General features: G+C 63.4%; 16 protein-coding genes. 12 read left to right on the plus strand and 4 right to left on the minus strand.

The features are described from left to right. Positions 1-14: 14 nt before the first annotated feature. Entirely contained in the window at positions 15-857 is an 843-nt protein-coding gene (locus H0241_RS01120; protein ID WP_210284734.1) for an AraC family transcriptional regulator, read from the minus strand. Positions 858-1,104: 247 nt separating this feature from the next. Here H0241_RS01120 and melA (H0241_RS01125) point away from each other — a divergent pair, with 247 nt between their 5' ends. From melA (H0241_RS01125) to melA (H0241_RS01150), 6 genes are all read left to right on the plus strand, one after another. Then, positions 1,105-2,571 (plus strand): alpha-glucosidase/alpha-galactosidase, encoded by a 1,467-nt coding sequence (gene melA / locus H0241_RS01125; RefSeq protein ID WP_181055593.1) that lies wholly within the window; start codon positions 1,105-1,107, stop codon positions 2,569-2,571. A 230-nt stretch (positions 2,572-2,801) separates the two neighbouring features. Beyond that, entirely contained in the window at positions 2,802-4,853 is a 2,052-nt protein-coding gene (locus H0241_RS01130) for an ABC transporter substrate-binding protein (RefSeq protein ID WP_210284735.1), read from the plus strand. A 102-nt stretch (positions 4,854-4,955) separates the two neighbouring features. Further along, positions 4,956-5,963: an ABC transporter permease gene (locus H0241_RS01135; protein ID WP_181055594.1), complete on the plus strand. Its 1,008-nt coding sequence runs from the start codon at positions 4,956-4,958 to the stop codon at positions 5,961-5,963. Further along, on the plus strand, positions 5,964-7,097 hold the full coding sequence (locus H0241_RS01140) for an ABC transporter permease (RefSeq protein ID WP_181055595.1): 1,134 nt from the start codon (positions 5,964-5,966) through the stop codon (positions 7,095-7,097). It abuts the gene before it with no gap. Positions 7,098-7,107: 10 nt separating this feature from the next. Further along, positions 7,108-8,775 (plus strand): ABC transporter ATP-binding protein, encoded by a 1,668-nt coding sequence (locus H0241_RS01145; protein WP_181055596.1) that lies wholly within the window; start codon positions 7,108-7,110, stop codon positions 8,773-8,775. Positions 8,776-8,795: 20 nt separating this feature from the next. Then, positions 8,796-10,166: an alpha-glucosidase/alpha-galactosidase gene (gene melA, locus H0241_RS01150; RefSeq protein ID WP_181055597.1), complete on the plus strand. Its 1,371-nt coding sequence runs from the start codon at positions 8,796-8,798 to the stop codon at positions 10,164-10,166. Between the two features lie 125 nt (positions 10,167-10,291). On the opposite strand, the gene H0241_RS01155 is transcribed toward melA (H0241_RS01150), so the two are convergent. Beyond that, positions 10,292-11,938, minus strand: coding sequence for an acetolactate synthase large subunit (locus H0241_RS01155; RefSeq protein ID WP_181055598.1), 1,647 nt, complete (start codon positions 11,936-11,938; stop codon positions 10,292-10,294). Between the two features lie 269 nt (positions 11,939-12,207). On the opposite strand from H0241_RS01155, the gene msuE reads away from it, so the two are divergent. Beyond that, positions 12,208-12,768 (plus strand): FMN reductase, encoded by a 561-nt coding sequence (gene msuE, locus H0241_RS01160; protein WP_181055599.1) that lies wholly within the window; start codon positions 12,208-12,210, stop codon positions 12,766-12,768. A 354-nt stretch (positions 12,769-13,122) separates the two neighbouring features. Here the strand turns inward: msuE and H0241_RS01165 are convergent, their stop codons facing one another. Further along, on the minus strand, positions 13,123-14,154 hold the full coding sequence (locus tag H0241_RS01165) for a hydroxyacid dehydrogenase (RefSeq protein ID WP_181055600.1): 1,032 nt from the start codon (positions 14,152-14,154) through the stop codon (positions 13,123-13,125). A 200-nt stretch (positions 14,155-14,354) separates the two neighbouring features. Between H0241_RS01165 and H0241_RS01170 the strand changes: the two genes are divergently transcribed. The 5 genes from H0241_RS01170 (at position 14,355) to H0241_RS01190 (ending at position 19,201) form a co-directional block, all read left to right on the plus strand. Continuing rightward, on the plus strand, positions 14,355-15,428 hold the full coding sequence (locus tag H0241_RS01170) for a LacI family DNA-binding transcriptional regulator (protein WP_181055601.1): 1,074 nt from the start codon (positions 14,355-14,357) through the stop codon (positions 15,426-15,428). Between the two features lie 76 nt (positions 15,429-15,504). After that, entirely contained in the window at positions 15,505-16,494 is a 990-nt protein-coding gene (locus H0241_RS01175; RefSeq protein ID WP_181055602.1) for a sugar ABC transporter substrate-binding protein, read from the plus strand. An 82-nt stretch (positions 16,495-16,576) separates the two neighbouring features. After that, positions 16,577-17,569, plus strand: coding sequence for an ABC transporter permease (locus H0241_RS01180; protein WP_181055603.1), 993 nt, complete (start codon positions 16,577-16,579; stop codon positions 17,567-17,569). Further along, positions 17,566-18,342 (plus strand): ATP-binding cassette domain-containing protein, encoded by a 777-nt coding sequence (locus tag H0241_RS01185; protein ID WP_181055604.1) that lies wholly within the window; start codon positions 17,566-17,568, stop codon positions 18,340-18,342. Before H0241_RS01180 ends, H0241_RS01185 begins: the two co-directional genes overlap by 4 nt. 4 nt (positions 18,343-18,346) lie before the next feature. Then, positions 18,347-19,201, plus strand: a complete 855-nt coding sequence (locus H0241_RS01190; protein WP_181055605.1) for a sugar phosphate isomerase/epimerase family protein — start codon at positions 18,347-18,349, stop codon at positions 19,199-19,201. Between the two features lie 159 nt (positions 19,202-19,360). Here H0241_RS01190 and H0241_RS01195 read toward each other — a convergent pair whose 3' ends face one another. After that, positions 19,361-20,806 (minus strand): aldehyde dehydrogenase, encoded by a 1,446-nt coding sequence (locus H0241_RS01195; protein WP_181055606.1) that lies wholly within the window; start codon positions 20,804-20,806, stop codon positions 19,361-19,363. Positions 20,807-20,852: the final 46 nt, after the last annotated feature.

Raw genomic sequence — 20,852 nt, forward strand, 5'->3', positions numbered from 1 at the left:
GCCCGGCAATCAACCTACCGGTGGTTGCCCAGGCTGGCATACATGCCGGTGGTGCGGAACTGCGTCGGGTTGATGCCGTAGAGCCGGCGGAAGACTTTCGAGAAATAGTTGGCGTCCTCGAAGCCGCACAGGATGGCGACCTCCTTGACCGGCAGGAAGTCGGCCTTGGTCAAAAGTTTGGCAGCCCGTTGCAGCCGCTGCTGCAGCACGAATTCGGCCGGCGGGATACCTTCGCTCTCGGCGAAGCAGCGCGAGAAATGCGCACGGCTGAGGCCGCTGATTTGAACGAGATCGGCCACCGGCAGAGGCTTGTCGAGATTGGCGTTGATGTGGTCGATGACCGGCTGCATGGCGCTCTGTTTCTCGGTGAAGGCGTGCGAGCCGAAGACATCGTCGTAAAGCGCCATCGCCGCCTCATAGGCGATCGCCGAAGCAGCCCCCGGCGAAGCGGCGCCGTTGATGAGACGCAGGCTGCAATCGGCGAGATGATCGATCGTCTCCGGCTGCAACCGGAACACCGGGCCGGAGACGCTCAGAATGGATTTGTGGATGCGCAGCGCCTCCTCGCCATTCATCGAGATCCAGAAATATTCCCAGCGGTCGCCCTTCTCCAGCCAGTAGCGGTGGTTGTGCGGCACCAGCACCAGCAGCGTGTCGTTGGCCTGCAGGCGGTAATTGCGGTTCTCGTAGCGCAGCTGGCCGGTGCCGCTGATCGTGTGCTGCAGCACGGTGAACGGTGTCTGGCCGCGCTTGCGCCCATCCCAGTCGTAGGTCACACCCTCGCGCACCTCATAGCCCGTGCTTGTCGGCATGGCATGCAGGCGCTGGCGGCCGCGCGGCAGCGAGATGGTGCGCATCAACTGTCCGTTGGCGATCAGATCACGCAGCACAAAATTACCCTCGAAAGCATAATCGTTCTCTGGCCGCGGCCTGGAATAACGGCATAATCCAAATCCTGAGAACGCGAAAGACCCGCGGTCGAGGAGCGGGCGGGGAGGAGAAAGAGCCGGAATTCCGGCTCGAATGGCACGCGCGCCATGGCGCGCCGCCATACGCTCCTCCGTTGCTCCTTGCCTGGCATTCGATTGGATCGAGGTGAAGGTGATGAGTTTCAAAATCGCTATTATCGGCGCCGGCAGTGTCGGCTTCACCAAAAAACTGTTCACCGACATTCTGTGCGTTCCGGAATTCAGCGACATCGAATTCGCGCTGACCGATCTCAGCGAGCACAATCTCGGGATGATCAAGGCGATCCTCGACCGCATCGTCGAGGCCAACAAGCTGCCGACCAAGGTGACGGCGACGACCGACCGCCGCAAGGCGTTGGAAGGCGCGCGCTATGTCATCAGCTGCGTGCGGGTCGGCGGGCTCGAAGCCTATGCCGACGATATCCGAATTCCCTTGAAATATGGCATCGACCAGTGTGTCGGCGACACGATCTGCGCCGGCGGCATCCTCTACGGCCAGCGCAACATCCCGGTCATCCTCGACTTCTGCAAGGACATACTGGAGGTCGCCGAGCCCGGCGCGAAATTCCTCAACTATGCCAACCCGATGGCGATGAACACCTGGGCCGCGATCGAATATGGCAAGGTCGACACCGTCGGCCTCTGCCATGGAGTCCAGCACGGCGCCGAACAGATCGCCGAAGTGCTTGGCGCCAAGTCGCACAGCGAACTCGATTATGTCTGCTCCGGCATCAACCACCAGACCTGGTTCATCGGCCTGAGGCTCAACGGCCGCAAGATCGGCAAGGACGAGCTGGTCGCCGCCTTCGAGGAGCACCCGGTTTATTCGCAGCAGGAAAAGCTGCGCATCGATGTGCTGAAGCGCTTCGGCGTCTATTCGACCGAAAGCAACGGTCATCTTTCCGAATATCTGCCGTGGTATCGCAAGCGGCCGGACGAAATCACCCGCTGGATCGACATGTCGGACTGGATCCACGGCGAGACCGGCGGCTACCTCCGTTACTCCACGGAGACGCGCAACTGGTTCGAGACGGAGTTCCCGCAATTCCTCGAGGCGGCGTCGAAGCCGCTCGATCCGGCCAAGCGTTCAAACGAGCATGCCAGCCACATTCTCGAAGCGCTGGAGACCAACCGCGTCTATCGCGGCCATTTCAACGTCAAGAATACCGGCATCATCACCAACCTGCCGCAGGACGCCATCATCGAATCGCCGGGCTTCGTCGACCGCTTCGGCATCAACATGGCCTCCGGCATCACGCTGCCGGAAGCGTGTGCCGCCACCTGCATGGCCTCGATCAACGTCCAGCGCATGTCGGTGCATGCGGCGATATCAGGCGACATCGACCTGTTGAAGCTAGCCGTGCTGCACGATCCGCTGGTCGGCGCTGTGTCGACGCCGGAAGAGGTCTGGCAGATGGTCGACGAGATGGTCGTCGCCCAGGCCCGCTGGCTGCCGCAATATGCCGACGCCATGCCGGCCGCCAAAGAGCGGCTTTCCACGTCGAAGGTCAAGACCCGCGACTGGGCAGGGGCGGCGCGGCGCAAGGTGCGCTCGATCGAGGAACTGCGCGCCGAAAAGACGGCGCTGAAACAGGCCGGCTGAGGATGCTTTCAGGCGGACCGCGGGAGGCCGGTTCGCCAATCAGCTGTCACGAAGAGATGCGGGCAGCAGCAGGACGTCGAAACATCTGGGAGGAGACTATGAGGAACTTTCGCAGAATTGGCATTTTCGCCGGGCGCAGAATTGGCATTCTCGCCGGGCGAAGAATTGGCATTCTCGCCGGGCGAAGAATTGGCATTCTCGCCGGGCGAAGAATTAGCATTCTCGCCGGCATGGCGCTGAGCGTCTCGGCATCGGCGCTCAGCAGCGCATACGCATCCGAGCCAACCACACCGCCGCCGCCGGCGCAGTTTCCCGCCGAGGGCAAGATCAAATATGTCGCCCGCGATTCCATCCTGGAGTTCAAGGCGCTGCCCGAATATCACGAGCCCGACTGGGTCACCGAGAAATACGTCAAGACCGGCAAGCTGCCGCCGGTCAAGGATCGCCTGCCAAAGGAGCCGCTGGTGTTCAAGACCAGCAACATGCCGGACGGCATCGGCGTCTATGGCGACACCATGCGCCACGTCATCGGCGGCCGGCCGGAAGGCTGGAACTATGGCGCCGGCCAGACGCAAGGGTGGGGCGGCATCGACATCGGCCTTTCCGAATGCCTGACGCGCACCGCGCCCTTGTTCCAGGTCGAGGCCAAGGACACCGAACCGCTGCCGAACCTCGCCAGGAGTTGGGAGTGGTCGAAGGACGGCCACAAGCTGACCATGCATCTGATCGAGGGTGCCAAATGGTCGGACGGCGTCGCCTTCAACGCTGACGATTTGATGTTCTACTGGGATGATGAGGTCGTCGATCCCAATGTCTCGCCACTAAATGGTGCCACGCAGGAAACCTTCGGCGTCGGCACGACGCTGAAGAAGATCGACGACTACACTGTCGAATGGACGTTCAAGGAGGCTTTCCCAAAACAGTATCTCTACGCCATGGCCTACGGCACCTTCTGCCCCGGTCCAGCGCACATCCTGAAGCCGCAGCACCCGAAATATTCCAAGAACACCTACGAGCAGTTCAAGAACGCCTTCCCGCCGGAATATATGAACATACCGGTGATGGGCGCCTGGGTGCCGGTGGAATACAGGCCCGATGACATCGTCGTCATGCGCCGCAACCCCTACTATTGGAAGGTCGACGAGAAGGGCAACCAGCTGCCCTACCTCAACGAGGTGCACTACAAGCTGTCGACCTGGGCCGACCGAGACGTGCAGGCGGTGGCGGGCGCCGCCGACTTCTCCAATCTCGAGCAGCCGGAGAATTTCGTCGCTTCGCTGAAGCGGGCGGCGGACAAGGACGCGCCGGCCCGGCTCGCCTTCGGTCCGCGCCTGATCGGCTACAATCTGCGCATGAATTTCTCCGCCAATGGCTGGGGCAATCCGGATGAGCGCGGCCAGGCGATCCGCGAGCTGAACCGCAACGAGGATTTCCGCAAGGGCGTCACCATGGCGCTCGACCGCAAGGCGCTTGGCGACTCGCTGGTCAAGGGTCCGTTCAACGCCATCTATCCCGGCGGCTTCTCCTCCGGCACCAGTTTCTATGACCGCAGCTCGACAGTCTACTATCCGTTCGATCTCGAAGGCGCCAAGGCCGAACTCGCCAAGGCCGGCCTGAAGGACACGGACGGTGACGGCTTCGTCAATTTCCCGGCCGGCACGGCCGGCGGCAAGAATGTCGAGATCGTCATGCTGGTCAACAATGACTACACCACCGACAAGAGCCTGGCGGAAGGCGTCGTCGGCCAGATGGAAAAGCTCGGCATTCGCGTCGTGCTCAACAGTCTGAACGGCACCCAGCGCGACGCCGCCCAATATTCGGGCCGCTTCGACTGGCTGGTCCGGCGCAACGACCAGGAGCTGACCGCCGTGGTGCAGAACACCGAGCAACTCGCGCCGGTCGGCCCGAAGACCAGCTGGAACCATCGCGCGCCGGAAAGCGGCGAGGTCGACCTGATGCCGTTCGAAAAGGAGCTTGTCGACATCGTCAACAAGTTCGTCTCCAGCCAGGACAATGACGAGCGCGCCAGCCTGATGAAGACGTTCCAGAAGATCTCGACGGAGCATGTCTACAATGTCGGGCTGACGGAATATCCCGGTGCCTTGATCATCAACAAGCGCTTCTCCAACGTCCCGCAGGGAACGCCGATCTTCATGTTCAACTGGGCCGAGGATTCGATCGTGCGCGAGCGGTTGTTCGTTGCCGCCGACAAGCAGCAGAAATACGAACTCTTCCCCGAGCAGCTTCCCGGCAAGCCCGGCGACAAGGGTCCGACGAACTGAGTTACCTCCCCTGGCTGACGCCCGGCCGCGCTGCGCGCGCGGCCGGGACGGAGTAAGCTCAGCGGCAGACAACCCTGAAACCTGCAACAAGGAGGCGAGACGGTGCTGCGATTCCTGGTCATGCGCATAGCATCGGCGTTGCCGGTTATGGTCATCCTGAGCCTGGTCACCTTTGCCATCATCCAGGCACCGCCAGGCGACTATGCCGACTACATCCGCTCGCAGCTCATCAACCAGGGCGGGGCGTCGTTTGCCGAAGCCGATGCGCAGGCACAGGCCTACCGCGTGGAGCACGGCCTCGACAAGCCGCTGCCGGTCCAGTACCTGAACTGGATCGCCGGCATCGTCACCCGCGGCGATTTCGGCTACAGCCTCTACTACAACAAGCCGGTCGCCGCCGTGGTCGGCGAGCGGCTGCCGCGCACGCTGCTGCTGGCGCTCGTCTGCCATCTGCTCGCCTCGGTGCTCGGCATCACCTTCGGCATCTGGGCGGCGACAAGGCAATACACCTGGATCGACTCGACGCTGTCGGCGATCTCCTTCCTTGGCATGACGGTGCCGCGCTTCCTGATGGCGCTGATCATCGTCTATCTCATGGTCTTCCAGTTCAACGTGTCGGAAATCGGCAGTTTCTTCTCGCCGCAATATGGCGGCGCGCCGTGGTCGTGGGCGAAATTCGCCGACCTCGTGAAGCATGTCTGGCCGGTGGTGGCGATCGCCACCTTCGGCGGGCTCGCCTACAATATGCGCGTCATGCGCGGCAATCTGCTCGATACGCTGAACGCCCAGTATGTCGAGACGGCCAAGGCCAAGGGGCTTACCGGCGGCGCCGTCGTCATGCGCCATGCCGTGCCGAACGCGCTGCATCCGCTCATCATGTATCAGGGCGTGGTGCTGCCCTACATGCTGACCGGCGAGATCGAGACGGCGATCATCTTCACGCTGCCGACGGTCGGGCCGGCCATTGTCGGCTCGATGGCGGTCGGCGACGTCTATGTCACGGCAACCTTCATGATGGTGCTGTCGGCGACGCTAATCGTCGGCAACATTATCGCCGACATGCTGCTCGCGCTGCTCGATCCGCGCGTGCGCCAATTCGGGGAGAGCTAGATGCTGGCACGCGACCCATCCCCGCCGCCGCCGGCTGAAGCAACCGCGATTGCGACCCCGCGTGGCAATGAGAGCTACATGGCGCTGGTCTGGCGCCGGCTGAGGCGCTCCTGGACCGGCATGGCCGGGCTGATCCTGGTCGTGCTGCTGGTGGTGATGGCGCTGTTTGCCGATTTCTTCGCGCCGATGGACCCGAAGGCGACCGACGTCGCTTTCGCTCCGCCGCAAGTGATGAGTTTTCACGACAAGGACGGCAATTTCGTGCTCCAGCCGCGGGTCTATGCGCTGGCGGATTCCGCTGATCTCGACCCGGTCACCTTCCAGCCGGTCGTCGGTCCGGACTACGAGCATCCGCGCCTGCTCGGCTTCTTCGTTAGTGGTGCCGAGTACCGGCTGCTCGGGCTGATCCCCGCCAACCGGCATTTCTTCGCCTCGACCGATGGCCAGCCGGTGCATTTCCTCGGCACCGACAAATTCGGCAGGGACGTGCTGTCGCGCGCCATCCAGGGATCGCGCGTCTCGCTGATGATCGCGCTAACCGTGGTCTTCATCATCACCGTCATCGGCACAACGGTCGGCATGGTCTCCGGCTATTTCGGCGGCCGCTTCGACATCTGGGTGCAGCGTTTCGTCGAGCTGGTGCTCGCTTTCCCGCAGCTGCCGCTTTATCTCGCGCTGACGACTCTGATCCCGGTCACCGCGCCGACCAACGTCTTCCTTGCCTTCGTCATCATCGTCATGTCGGCGCTGGGCTGGGCGCAGATGTCGCGCGAGGTGCGCGGCAAGACGCTGGCGCTGGCGCGGATCGACTATGTGCGCGCCGCCATGGCGGTCGGCGCCACCGACATGCGCATCATCATGCAGCACATCTTTCCCAATGTGATGAGCCACGTCATCGTCGCCGTGACGATCGCGATCCCGACGGTGGTGCTGCTCGAAGCCTTTCTCGGCTTCCTCGGCTTCGCGGTGAAACCGCCGCTGATCTCGTGGGGTCTGATGCTGCAGGACACGGCGACCTATTCGGTCATCGGCACCTATCCCTGGATCCTGTCGCCGGTCGGCTTCGTGCTGATCACCGTCTTCGCCTTCAACGCGCTGGGCGACGGCCTGCGCGATGCCGTCGATCCTTATTGAGGTGGCCGGGATGAGTGTCGCGCTCGCAGAATCCTTCGCACCAGCCGTCCGGCTCGACCATGCCGGCCGCCACGACCAACCCATCATCGATGCCCGCAACGTCGAGGTCGCCTTCAAGGTCGAGCACGGCGTCGTCGAGGCGGTGAAGGACGTCTCGTTCCAGCTCTATCGCGGCGAGACGATCGCCATCGTCGGCGAGTCCGGCTCCGGCAAGTCGGTGACGGCGCGCACCGTCATGGGGCTGTTGTCGAAGCGGGCCACCGTGTCGCCGAAATCAACCGTCGACTATTGCGGGCAGGACATACTGAAATTCCCCGAGAGCGCCCGGCGCAAGCTGCGCGGCAACCGCATCTCGATGATTTTTCAGGAGCCGATGAGTTCGCTCAACCCGATCTACACGGTCGGCAGCCAGATCGTCGAGGCGATCAGGGTGCACCGCAAAGTGAGCCGTAGAGAGGCCTGGGCGCGCGCGCTCGAGCTGCTGCGGCATGTCCAGATCCCTGAGCCGGAAGCGCGCATCAAGCAGTATCCGCACCAGCTCTCCGGCGGGCAGCGCCAGCGTGTGATGATCGCCATGGCCTTGGCCAACGACCCCGACGTGCTGATTGCCGACGAGCCGACGACAGCACTCGATGTCACGGTCCAGGCGCAGATCCTGAACCTGATCCGCAATCTGCAGAAAGAGCTCAGGATGGCGGTCATCCTGATCACCCACGACCTCACCGTGGTGCGGAAATTCTCCGACTATGTCTATGTCATGCAGTATGGCGAGATGTGCGAGCACAACGTCACCGAGCGGTTGTTCGCCGACCCGCAGCATCCCTATACCAAGAGGCTGCTCGCTTCCGAGCCGCACGGCAAGCCACAGCCGCTGCCGGAGAACAGCGGCACCATCCTCGAGGCCCGCGACATGCGCGTCTGCTTCATGCTGCGCCATGGCAGCTTCCTGAAGCCGGACTGGCGCGAGCTCGTCGCCGTCGACGATCTCGGCCTGAAACTTTGCCGCCACGAAACACTCGGGCTGGTCGGCGAATCCGGCTCCGGCAAGACCACGTTCGGTCTCGCTCTGCTCAAGCTCACCGACGCCAAGCGCGGCGAGATCAGGTTCGACGGCCAGCCGATCCAGGGCTTGTCGCGTGCCGAAATGCGGCCGCTGCGCTCGCGCATGCAGGTCGTGTTCCAGGATCCGTTTTCGTCGCTCAATCCTCGCATGACGATCGGCCAGATCATCGAGGAAGGACTGGTTGTCAACAAGATCGGCGCGACGCGGCGCGAACGGGTCGAGCGGGTGCGCGACGCCCTGGTCAGCGCCGGCATGCCCGGCGACATTCTTTCGCGCTTTCCGCACGAATTTTCCGGCGGCCAGCGGCAGCGCATCGCGATTGCGCGGGCCATCGCGCTGGAGCCTGAGTTCATCCTGCTCGACGAGCCGACTTCGGCGCTAGACCTCTCGGTGCAGGCGCAGATCATCGACCTGTTGCGCAAGCTGCAGGATGAGCGCGGCTTGAGCTATCTCTTCATTTCGCACGACCTCAAGGTGGTGCGCGCGCTCTGCCACCGCGTCATCGTCATGCAGAACGGCCAGATCGTCGAACAAGGACCCGTCGACGAGGTCCTCACCAATCCCAAGACCGCCTATACCGAACGGCTCGTCAGGGCCGCCTTCGACGTGGCGTAGCAAAGTGCCGGAGGTTTAAAGTGGCAAGACATCCCAGGATCACCTTCATCGGCGCCGGCTCGACCGTGTTCATGAAGAACATTGTCGGCGACGTGCTGCAGCGGCCATCGCTGTCGAATGCTATGATCGCGCTGATGGACATCAACCCGCAGCGGCTGGAAGAGAGCGCCATCGTCGTCAACAAGCTGATCGCGACGCTCGGCGTGAAGGCGAAAGCCGAGACCTATTCGGATCAGAAGAAGGCGCTCGCCGGCGCCGATTTCGTCGTCGTTGCCTTCCAGATCGGCGGCTACGAGCCGTGCACCGTCACCGATTTCGAGGTGCCGAAGAAATACGGCCTGCGCCAGACCATCGCCGACACGCTCGGCGTTGGCGGCATCATGCGCGGCCTCAGAACTGTGCCGCATCTGTGGAAGATCTGCGAGGACATGCTGGCTGTCTGCCCCGAAGCGATCATGCTGCAATATGTCAACCCGATGGCGATCAACACCTGGGCGATTTCAGAGAAATACCCTGAGATCAAACAGGTCGGCCTTTGCCATTCCGTGCAAGGCACGGCGATGGAGCTGGCGCACGATCTCGACATTCCCTACGAGGAGATCCGTTACCGCTCGGCCGGCATCAACCACATGGCCTTCTATCTTAGATTCGAGCATCGCCAGCCGGACGGCTCCTATCGCAACCTCTATCCGGATCTGGTCCGCGCCTATCGCGAGGGCAGGGCGCCGAAGCCCGGCTGGAACCCGCGCTGTCCCAACAAGGTGCGCTACGAGATGCTGACGCGGCTTGGTTATTTCGTCACCGAAAGCTCCGAGCATTTCGCCGAATACACGCCCTATTTCATCAAGGACGGCCGCCCCGACCTGATCGAGAAATTCGGCATTCCGCTCGACGAATATCCGAAGCGCTGCATCGAGCAGATCGAGCGCTGGAAGGGGCAGGCCGAGGCCTATCGCTCGGCCGATCGCATCGAGGTCGAGCAGTCGAAGGAATACGCCTCCTCGATCATGAATTCGGTGTGGACCGGCGAGCCGTCGGTGATCTACGGCAATGTCCGCAACAATGGCTGTATCACCTCGCTGCCGAACAATTGCGCGGCCGAGGTGCCTTGCCTGGTCGATGCCTCAGGCATCCAGCCGACCTATATTGGCGAGCTACCGCCGCAGCTCACCGCACTGATCCGCACCAACATCAATGTGCAGGAACTGACGGTACAGGCGCTGATGACCGAGAACCGCGAGCACATCTACCACGCGGCGATGATGGACCCGCATACCGCGGCCGAACTCGACCTCGACCAGATCTGGTCGCTGGTCGATGAGCTGCTGGCGGCGCATGGCGACTGGCTGCCGGCCTGGGCGCGTGGGAGCGCCAAAGTCCGGGCAGCCTGAGCGTCAGAGCAATTCACCGTTTCAGGGAAACGGCGAATTGCTCTATCTCTTTGTTTACGCAATTCCCAAGGGAAAGCGCTGCGCGCTTTCCCGGGAAAACCGTTCACACTTGTCCTGGAATTGCTCTAGGCCTCCGGTGGCGCCGGCAACCGGTGGCGCAGCTCCTCGACCAGGACGCGCTCGTTCTCCGAATAGTCGATGGGAACGACGACGAGATGGACGCCGCCGCCGGTGAACGCCTGCTCAAGCGTCGATTGTATTTCTGAGACGGCGCTGACCCTGGTGCCCTTGGCGCCATAGGCCTCGGCATATTTGACAAAATCGGGGTTGCCGAAGGTCATGCCGAAATCGGGAAACTGGTCGACCGCCTGCTTCCAGCGGATCATGCCGAAAGCATGGTCCTCGATGATCAGCACGACGAGGTTGAGTTTCAGCCTGACGGCGGTTTCCAGCTCCTGGCTGTTCATCATGAAGCCGCCATCGCCGCAGATCGCCATGACACGACGCCCGGGGTAGAGCATCGCCGCCGTCATCGCAGACGGCAGGCCGGCGCCCATCGTCGCCAGCGCATTGTCGAGCAGCAGCGTGTTGGCGACGCGCGTGCGGTAGTTGCGCGCGAACCAGATCTTGTACATGCCGTTGTCGAGCGCCAGGATGCCGTCGGCCGGCATTACCGCGCGGATGTCGTGGACCAGGCGCTGCGGCGTGAAACGGTCCTCGGTGGCGCGCGCGGCAATGCGGCTCAAGATGCCTTCGCGCAGCGGCAGCAGCGCCTGTGCATTCGGGATCTTACCCTCGATGCGATCGGCAAGCAGCCTGAGCGAAGCGCCGATGTCGCCGACCACTTCGGTCTGCGGGAAATAGACCTGTTCGACATTGGCCGGCTGGTAGCCGACATGGATCACCTTCGGTCCCTTGTCGCCCATGATGAAGGGCGGCTTCTCGATCGTGTCGTGACCGATGGTGATGATGAGGTCGGCCTGTTCGATCGCCTCATGCACATAGTCGCGCTCCGAGAGCGCTGCGGTGCCCATGTAGAGCTCGGTTCCGCCGGGCACCGTGCCCTTGCCCATCTGCGTGGTGAAATAGGGAATGCCGGTCCTGATCACGAACTGGGCGAGGTCGGAGGTCGAGCGCGGCCGTGAGGCGGCGGCGCCCAGCATCGCCAGCGGGCGCTGCGCCTTGATGATCATCTGCGCGGCGCGGTCGAGCGCGAGTGGGCTTGCCAGCGGAAGCTCGACCGGATGCGGCGGGATCAGCGCGACATCGTCGCATTCCTCGGCTGCGATGTCTTCGGGCAGTTCCAGATGCACCGGTCCCGGACGTTCCTCCTCGGCGATCCGAAACGCTTCGCGCACCACGGCGGGAATAGTCCGCGGCGAGATGATCTGGCGCGACAGCTTGGTCAGCGGCTTCATCGCCGCGACAATATCGACAATCTGGAAGCGGGCCTGGCGCGACGACCGGATGCCCTTCTGCCCGGTGATCATGATCATCGGCATCGCGCCGAGCAGCGCATAGGCGGCACCGGTCGTCAGGTTCAGGGCGCCGGGCCCCAGCGTGGTGATGCAGACGCCGGGCTTGCCGGTGAGCCTGCCATGGGTGGCGGCCATGAAGGCCGCTGCCTGCTCATGGCGGGTCAGGATGAGCTGGATCGACGATTTGCGGATGGATTCGACGACGTCGAGGTTTTCTTCGCCCGGTATGCCGAAGATGCGATCGACGCCCTCATTCTCGAGGGCGGCAACAAGCAGGTCAGAACCTTTGGGCACGAAGCGTCTCCTGGGCGACGCGGGGCGAGCCCCGCCGGGATATGATCAGACATAGTGCTGACAAAGCCCTACCGCGAGGCGCAGTCGCCGCCAATGTCGTTTTGCGCTTACAGACCGTTCTGTTTCTCGCGGCCTGAGACCTGCGAGCGCTTCTAACAAACGGAAAAAAAATCCCCGGCAATGGCGCTGGAGGGCCTATCCTTGCTTCTTGCGGCTGGCGCAAGCCTGTAAATATGCGGAATGAAGCGGGTCCGCGAGAGGTGAGAAACATGCCCAATCCAACAGTCGTCGGGTTTTCCGGCAATTTCACCCGGCCGTCCAAGACGCGCGGCTTCGTCGACCAGGTGGTCAGGGACATTGCGCGCCAGCATGGCCTGTCGGCGAGCACCTATGACATCGAAGATCTCGGCCCTTCGCTCGGCAGTGCCAAATGGGCGCGCGATCTCGACGGGCAGGCGCGGGCGATTTTCGACAGTGTCGTCAATGCCGATGTCCTGGTGGTGGGGTCACCGACCTACAAGGGCAGCTACACCGGCCTGTTCAAGCACTTCTTCGATCTGTTCGATCCAGCGTCCTTGCGCGGCAAGCCGGTGGTGCTGCTCGCTACCGGCGGCAACGATCGCCATGCGTTGATCGTCGAGCACCAGTTGCGGCCGCTGTTCGGCTTCTTCGAGGCGCTGACGCTGCCGACAGGGATCTATGCCACGGACAAGGATTTCTCCGATGGCGTGCTGCGGGCCGAACCCATCCTGAAGCGCGTCGAGCAGGTCGTCGGCGAGGTCGGGCTGGTGCTGGCCAATCGCTCGGCTGCCGGCGTTGTTGCCGGATAGAGCCTTAACGGCGTTTGCCCGGGAGTGAACAGAAAGGCCCGCCACCGACGCGAATCGTGACGGGCCTTCTTGGAGTACGCCGGGCTCCCACAGCCCGACTGCTTTCAAAACTATCCGGGAGGAGGATGGTTCCGTGAGATCCCGGCAAGTCCTTAAGTCATAGCCAGAATCAATACCCCGCCGGCCAGGCCTGGCGGGGTATTGATTGGAGGGTCTGGATCGAATGGGAGCGATCCGGTTGAAAAACGCCAATGCCGGGCAAAGGTTCCCGCGCTCGCGGTCATCCTGAGCGACGATGACAAAGCGGCTTGGCCCAACGCCGAAATCCATTTCAGGACGGATTTATCGCGAGAACTAATTCCTGTCCGCCGGCTTCGAGCGCATGCGCGCGACCGTCTCGCGCTCGGCGCGCTTGGAGCGCAGCGGGGGCAGGCCGCGGTCGATCAGGTCCATGTCTTCCAGCACCATATCGCCCATGCGTTTGAAGGCGATGTCGAGCGCGCCGGCGCGGTGGGCGGAGCGCAGGAAGCCGGGGATTGTGCGGACCGGATGGTCCTGCGCCAAAGGCTCTTCGGGGAAGACATCGCTTGCAGCGACGATGTGGCCGCTCTTCACCGCCGCCATCAGGGCAGGGAAGTCGACGACGCCGGCGCGGCTGAGCAGGATGAAGGCAGCGCCCTTGCGCATGCTGGCAAAAGCGTCGGCGCCGAGAAAACCCTGATTCTCTGAGGTCACCGAAGCGACGACGAAGACGAAGTCGCTTGATGTCAGGACGTCATCGAGCGAGGCCGGCTCGACGCCATTGTCGATCAGGATCGACGGCGGCAGCCAGGGATCGAAGACCTTGGTTCGCGTGCGGAAGCCCGACAGCAGGCGGTTGAGCGCCCGGCCGAGATCGCCGAAACCGATGATGCCGACATCGGCGCCAGACAGAAGCCGCGCCGTCGAATTGCCGTCGCCGCCCCACAGCTCCTCGCCTTTGCGGAAGGCGAGGTCAGCATCGACGATGTTGCGGGCAAGGTTGAGCGCCATGGCAAGGCCAAGCTCGGCCACCGGCTCGGCGAAGACCAAGCCGGTGGTGACGACATGGATGCCGCGTGCAAACAGCGTCTCATAGGGCATGTTGTTGACGAGGTTGGTCTCGACATTGAAGACGCAACGCAGCGCCGTCATCTGATCTAACGTTTCGGGCGAGATCGGCGGCTGGCCGATGATGTAGCGGGCCTGCGCCAGAACATCGGCGGGCAGTGTCGCCACGCCGTCGGCCGTCGTCTCGACAATGCGGTAGTGCGCCTTGAGCCGCGCCAGTTGTGGTGGTGTGAAGATCAGCTCGAGCGTGCGCGGTTCCGGCGCGCTGATGACCAGCGGCAAGGCCTTGTTTGGCATGACGATTCCTCCCGACGCGATCCGCATCGCGTTTTTTTGCTTTGCACTTGCCGTTGTCCCAAAACCGCTTCACACTTTGGGGCGACACGTGCTCGTGGGACAAAATACCCACGATTAAACGATTTACAACTACGAAAAATCGATTTACTCATTCCTCAGCGGACGGAAATGCCTCGGTCCGCGCCTCGGGAGGAGGACCAATGGCGCATAGGCAGGACCAGCAGCGGCGCGCGTCGATCCACGACGTGGCAAGCCGCGCGGGCGTGTCCGCAGCCACCGTCTCCAAGGTCATGGCCGGCGTCACCACGGTGAAACCGGAAAATGCACAGCGCGTCTTCGATGCGGTCGAGCAACTGGGCTACCGCGTCGACCCGCTGGCCTCCGACATGCGCCGGGCCAAGCGCCGCATCATCGGCGCCATCATGCCCGAGTTCGAAAGCGAATTTTTCGGCCAGATGGTCACCCAGCTCGAGAGCCTCGCCGAGCAGCGCGGCTATACGCTGGTGGCGGCGTCGAGCCGCGAATCCGAAACGCGCGAAAAGGAAATCCTGGCCCGCATGCATGACTGGCGCGTCGCCGGTGTGGTGCTGGCGCCGGTGCGCAACGAGCATGGCCCGGCGGCTGAATTCATGAAGGCCAATGGCATGACCGGCGTGCTGATCGACCGTGTGCTCTCCGACGACGCCTTCGACACGGTGTCGGCCGACAGCGCGGCGGCCAGCACCGAAGTGGCGCGCGAACTGATCGCCAAGGGCCATCGTCACATACTGGTCGTCGGCCTCGGCGAGCAGGCGGCGACGGTGCGCGCGCGCCTCGACGGGTTTCGCTCGACCGCGCTCAAACTGGCGCCGGATGTGCGCATCGATGTCGTACTGGCCGAAACCGATGTCGAACCGCTGAGGGCGCAGCTGCGCGAGTATTTCGGGCAAGGCGCCAATGGGGGCGAGCGCCCGACGGCGGTCTATTCGCTGTTCCTCAAGGGCACGCTGGTGGCGCTGTCGGAATTCCGCCGGCGCGGCTGGCATTGTCCGAACGACATCTCGCTGGTCGGCTTCGACGACGCTGAATGGATGCAGGTGACGTGGCCGGCCATCGCCGCCGTCGTGCAGCCGGTGCGCCAGATCGCCGGCCACGCCATGGAAGCGCTGTTTGCAAGAATTGAGGGTGGGGAGGGGCCGCCGATCGCGCGGCTCGAGCCTTGCCGGGTTTTGATGCGGGAATCCGTTGGCTCGCCAGGCAACGGCCCGCATTCCGGGGGAGGACACCGACAATAGCCCCCATTGTCGACAACCCATAAGCTGCACCTGGCCTAGGCTCGCGGCACGTGACATCAACCGGAGGATAACAAAAATGACATCGCGCATTCTGAAGATAAATCGATTTACTTTCGCTCTCGGCGCGGCAATCGCGTTCTCGGCCATCTCCGTGGCGAAAGCCGACGATGCCGAATACGGCGTGCTGATGAAGACGCTGGCCAATCCGTTCTGGGGCGCGATGAGCCAGGGCGTCGAGGCCGGCGCAAAGGAATCCGGCGTGAAGATCTTCGAGCAGGCGGCCGAAAGCGACCAGGCGGCCGAGCCGCAGCTGAACCTGTGCAACACCATGCTGGAGCGCAAGCCGGCGGCGATGATCACCGCGGCCATCAACTCGACCAACCTTTTGCCTTGCCTGAAGGTGGCGCAGGAGGCCGGCGTCAAGATTGTCGACCTCGACAACAATATGGACCAGGCGGTGCTCGACAAGGAAGGCATCAAGGTCACCTTCCACATCGGCTCCGACAATGGCGCGGCCGGCGCGCAAGGCGCGGACTATCTCGTCTCCAAGCTCGGCAAGGATGCCAAAGGCCCGGTGCTGGTGATCGAAGGCCTGTCGGGCAACATCACCGGGGAGAAGCGTGCCAAGGGCTTTGCCGACAAGCTCAAGGAATTGGCGCCGGGTCTCGAAATCGTCGCTTCGCTGCCGGGCGACTGGGACCGCGGCAAGGCCGCCTCGATCGCCACCGACACGCTGACGGCGCATCCCGACCTCGTCGCCATCTTCTGTGCCAATGACGGCATGGCGCTGGGCGCGGTGGAATCCGTCTACGCCGCCGGCAAGGGTCCGCAGGTGACGATCATCGGCGTCGACGGCAATTCCGATGCGGTGAAGTCGATCAAGGAAGGCCGCCTCAATGCCTCGGTGGCGCAGCTGCCTTACCTCGTCGGCAAGCAGGCGGTCGAGAACGTCAAGAAGGCGCTGGCCGGAGAGAAGGTCGAAGACAGCATCGCCGTGCCGACCCTGGTGCTAACCAAGGAAGTGCTGGACGCCGGCAAGGAGCCGATGCTCGAATTTGTGAAATAGTCCCTCCCAGGACTGGGGGTATTCCCCCGCGGGCTGGCGCGGCATGCTCGCGCCAGCCACCTCTTTCAAAGGTGTGAAAAAGATGGCTTCTGAAACGGCGCAGCCCGGCTTCTGGGCACGGGTGCAGCGCGCATCCGTCGAGCGGCTTCATATCAGGCTGGAATCGCTGCTGGTGCTGGTGGCGCTCAGCGCCGTCATGGCGGTGCTGTCGCCATACTTCCTGTCGCTCAGCAACTTTCTCAACATCCTGCTCGCGACATCGACGATCGGCGTGCTGGCGATCGCCGCCACCTTCGTCATCGGTTCGGGCGGGCTCGATCTGTCGCTCGGCTCCGTGATGGGACTGTCGGGCGTCGCCGGTGCCTTCGTCGCTGTCAATCTCGGCTGGCCGTGGCCACTGGCGATCTGCGCCTGCATCATCGCCGGCGGCATTGCCGGCTATATCAACGGCCAGCTGGTCACCCGCGCCTTCGTGCCGGCCTTCATCGTCACGCTCGGCATGCTCGGCCTGGCGCGTGGGCTGGCACTGGTCATCTCGCAGGGCAGGGCGATCTACGGCTTGCCGGCCGAGATCGTCTATATTGGCCAGGGCCGTCCTTTCGGTATCCCGATGCCGGTCATCCTCTTGGTGCTGACGGCCATCGTCGCGCACTGCCTGCTCGCCTATACCCGCTTTGGCCGCCACACGCTGGCGCTTGGCGACAGCGAGGGTGCCGCGCGCGCCGCCGGCATTCGCGTCGAACATCACCGCCGCATCATCTACACGCTGTCCGGTGCCCTTGCCGGTCTTGCCGGCCTGCTCTTCACAGCCCGCGTCAATGCCGGTGACCCAACCGCCGGCATCAACTATGAGCTGACTGCCATCACCGCCGCGATCATCGGCGGCACCAATCTGTTCGGCGGCCGCGCCTCGATCCTCGGCACCATGATCGGCGCGCTGATCATGGGTGTGCTGCAAAACGGGCTGACGCTGCTCGCCGTGCAATCCTATTACCAACAGATGGCGATCGGCGCGGTGCTGATCCTGGCGGTGTTCATCGACCAGTACCAGGTGCGCAAGGAGTCACGCGTATGAGCCTCCTTTCGTTGCAAGGCATTCGCAAAAGTTTTGGCGCGGTCGACGTGCTGCATGGCGTCGACCTCAAGGTCGACGCCGGCGAAGTGGTCGGTCTGGTCGGCGACAATGGCGCCGGCAAGTCGACGCTGATGAAGACCATCACCGGTATCTACCGCGCCGATTCCGGCTCGATCCACTTCGACGGCAAGGACATATTGCCGCTCGATCCCGGCCAGCGGCGCCGGCTCGGCATCGAGATGATCTACCAAGACCTGTCGCTGGCCAAGCAGCAGGATGTGGCGGCCAACATCTTCCTCGGCCGCGAGCCGGTGAAAAAACTGTTCGGCGTCATCCCGGGCTTTGTCGACAAGGCCGAGATGGACCGCCAGGCGGCGAAGATGATCGAGCGACTCGGCGCGCATCTGCCGTCGATCAACCGTTCGGTCGGCTCGTTCTCGGGCGGGCAGCAGCAGACGGTGGCGATTGCGCGCGCACTGACCTTCAACCCGAAGCTGGTCATCATGGACGAGCCGACCGCGGCGCTCGCCGTGCGCGAGGTGCAAAGCGTGCTCGATCTGATCCGCCGGCTGAAATCGGAAGGCATCGCCGTCATCCTGATCTCGCACCGGCTCAACGACGTGCTGTCGGTCACCGACCGGATCGTGGTTTTGCGCCACGGGCGGGCCGATGCCGATCTCGTCACCGCAAACACCAACATGACCGAAGTCGTCAGCCGCATTGTCGGCGGCGGCGATATTGGCGCCGCGGCGGCGCACGAACAACGAGGCTGAACTGATGAACACTTTTGGACTGCACACTTTCGCCATCGCCCCGGTCTGGGATCTCGATCTGATCGAGCCGCAGATGGAGCGGCTGAAAGGTCTCGGCATAGGTCTGCTTGAAATCCCGCTGCTGCGCCCCGAGGAGATCGACACTCTGCGCACACGCGCCTTTGCTGAACGCTGGAATGTTGAGCTTATTCCATCGCTCGGCCTGCCGCGTGCGCTCGACGTGGTGGCACGGCCGGACGAGGCGCTGGCCTTCCTCGAGCCGGCCTTTGCCGTCTGCGAAGCGGTGGGCAGCAAGGCCCTTGGCGGCGTCACCTATGGCACGATCGGCAAGACAACAGGCCGTGCGCCGACGACGGAAGAGATCGACGGCATGTGCCGGTTCCTGGTCCGCGCGGCCAAGGCCGCCAAGGCGCATGGCCTAAAACTCGGCATCGAGCCGTGCAACCGCTACGAGACGCATCTGATCAACCGTGGCATTGACGCGGCCAGGATTATCGAACGCGTCGGCGCCGACAACATCTTCATCCATCTCGACACCTACCACATGCATATCGAGGAAGAGAGTTTTGCGGCCGGCTTCAAGGCAGCCGCGCCCTATCTCGGCTACGTCCACGTCTCGGAAGCCAATCGCGGCGTGCCGGGACGCGGCATGCTGAACTGGGCCGCCTGCATGAAGGCCATCGCCGACATCGGCTATACCGGCGCCATCACGCTGGAAAGCATGAACCATGTCGATGTCGACATTGCCGGTGGTCTCGCCGTCTGGCGGCCGGTGGCGGAGAATCCCGACAATGTGATCGGCGTCGGTCTGCCGTTCCTGCGTGAAGAGGCACGGAAGGCGGGATTGACACTGGGGTAAGGGGTCTTCCCTTCTCCCCTTGTGGGAGAAGGTGTCGCCGCAGGCGACGGATGAGGGGTGCTCCAGGAAACGCCAACGTCTCACTCCGCTGGAACACCCCTCATCCGTCTCGGCGCTGTCGCGCCGATCCACCTTCTCCCACAAGGGGAGAAGGAAGAATCAGAACGGATAGTGCTGGTTCGGATCCTCGATCGTCAGCCAGCGCAAATCGGTAAATTCGGCGATCGAGGCTTTGCCGCCGAAGCGGCCATAGCCCGAACCTTTGACGCCACCGAACGGCATCTGCGCCTCGTCGCCGACGGTCGGGCCGTTGATGTGGCAAATGCCGGCTTCGATGCGCGCGGCAACCGCCATGGCGCGGCGGATGTCGCGGCTGAACACGGCCGACGACAGGCCGTATTCGGTGTCGTTGGCGACACGCACGGCTTCGTCCTCGCCCTTGACGCGGATCACCGGCTTGACCGGGCCGAAGGATTCTTCCGCATAGACGCGCATGGCGGGCGTGACATGGTCGAGCAGCGTCGCTTCGACCACCGTGCCGGTGCGTTTGCCGCCGGCCACCAGTTTGGCGCCCTTGGCGACGGCGTCGGCAACCAGTTCCTCCATCTTGTCGGCGGCCTGGCTGCTGATCAGCGAGCCGAGCACGACGTGGCCGCGCGGGTCGCCGGCCGGCAATTGTGAGGCGCGGGCTGCGAGCTTGGCGACGAATTCGTCGGCGACCTTCTCGTCGACGACCAGGCGCTCGGTCGACATGCAGATCTGGCCCTGATGCATGTAGGCGCCGAAGGTAGCCGCATTGACCGCGGCGTCGATGTCGGCATCGTCGAGCACGACCAGCGGCGCCTTGCCGCCAAGCTCGAGCAGCGCCGGCTTCAAATGCTTGCCGGCCAGCTCGGCGATGATCCTGCCGACCTTGGTCGAGCCGGTAAAGTTGACGCGCCTGACCGCGGGATGCGCGACCAGCGCCTCGACAATTACTGCCGCGTCCTTGGGGTCATTGGTGACGACATTGATGACGCCCTTGGGCAGGCCGGCCTCGACCAGCACCTGGCCGATCAGCCGATGCGTGCCGGGGCACATTTCAGAGGCTTTCAGCACCACCGTGTTGCCGCAGGCGATCGGCGTGGCGATGGCGCGGGTGCCGAGAATGACCGGCGCATTCCACGGCGCGATGCCGAGGCATACACCGGCCGGCTGGCGGATCGCCATGGCCAAAGTGCCCGGCTTGTCGGAAGGGATGACCTCACCCGAAATCTGCGTCGTCATCGCGGCCGCCTCGCGCAGCATCTTGGCGGCCAGCATGACGTTGAAGCCGGCCCACGGACCGGTGGCGCCGGTTTCTTCCATCATCAATTTGGTGAATTCGCCAACCTTGGAATCCATCACATCGGCGGCCTTCGAGAGCAAAGCGCGGCGTTCGCCAGGCCCGGTCTTCGACCAGGTCTTGAAGGCGGCGGCTGCGGCTTCGACGGCGGCATTGGCATCGGCAATGCTGGCTGCGGCGGCGCGCGTCGCCAGCTTGCCGGTGAACGGGTCCATGCGCTCGAAGGAAGCCGAGCCGGACGCATCCCTTTTGTCGCCGTCGATCAGAAGTCCGATGTCCATTGTTTTCTCCCTGGCTCTCAGTCGAGCGTCTTTTCTATCTTATTAT

This window comes from Mesorhizobium neociceri, from assembly GCF_013520985.1.
GTDB lineage: Bacteria > Pseudomonadota > Alphaproteobacteria > Rhizobiales > Rhizobiaceae > Mesorhizobium > Mesorhizobium neociceri.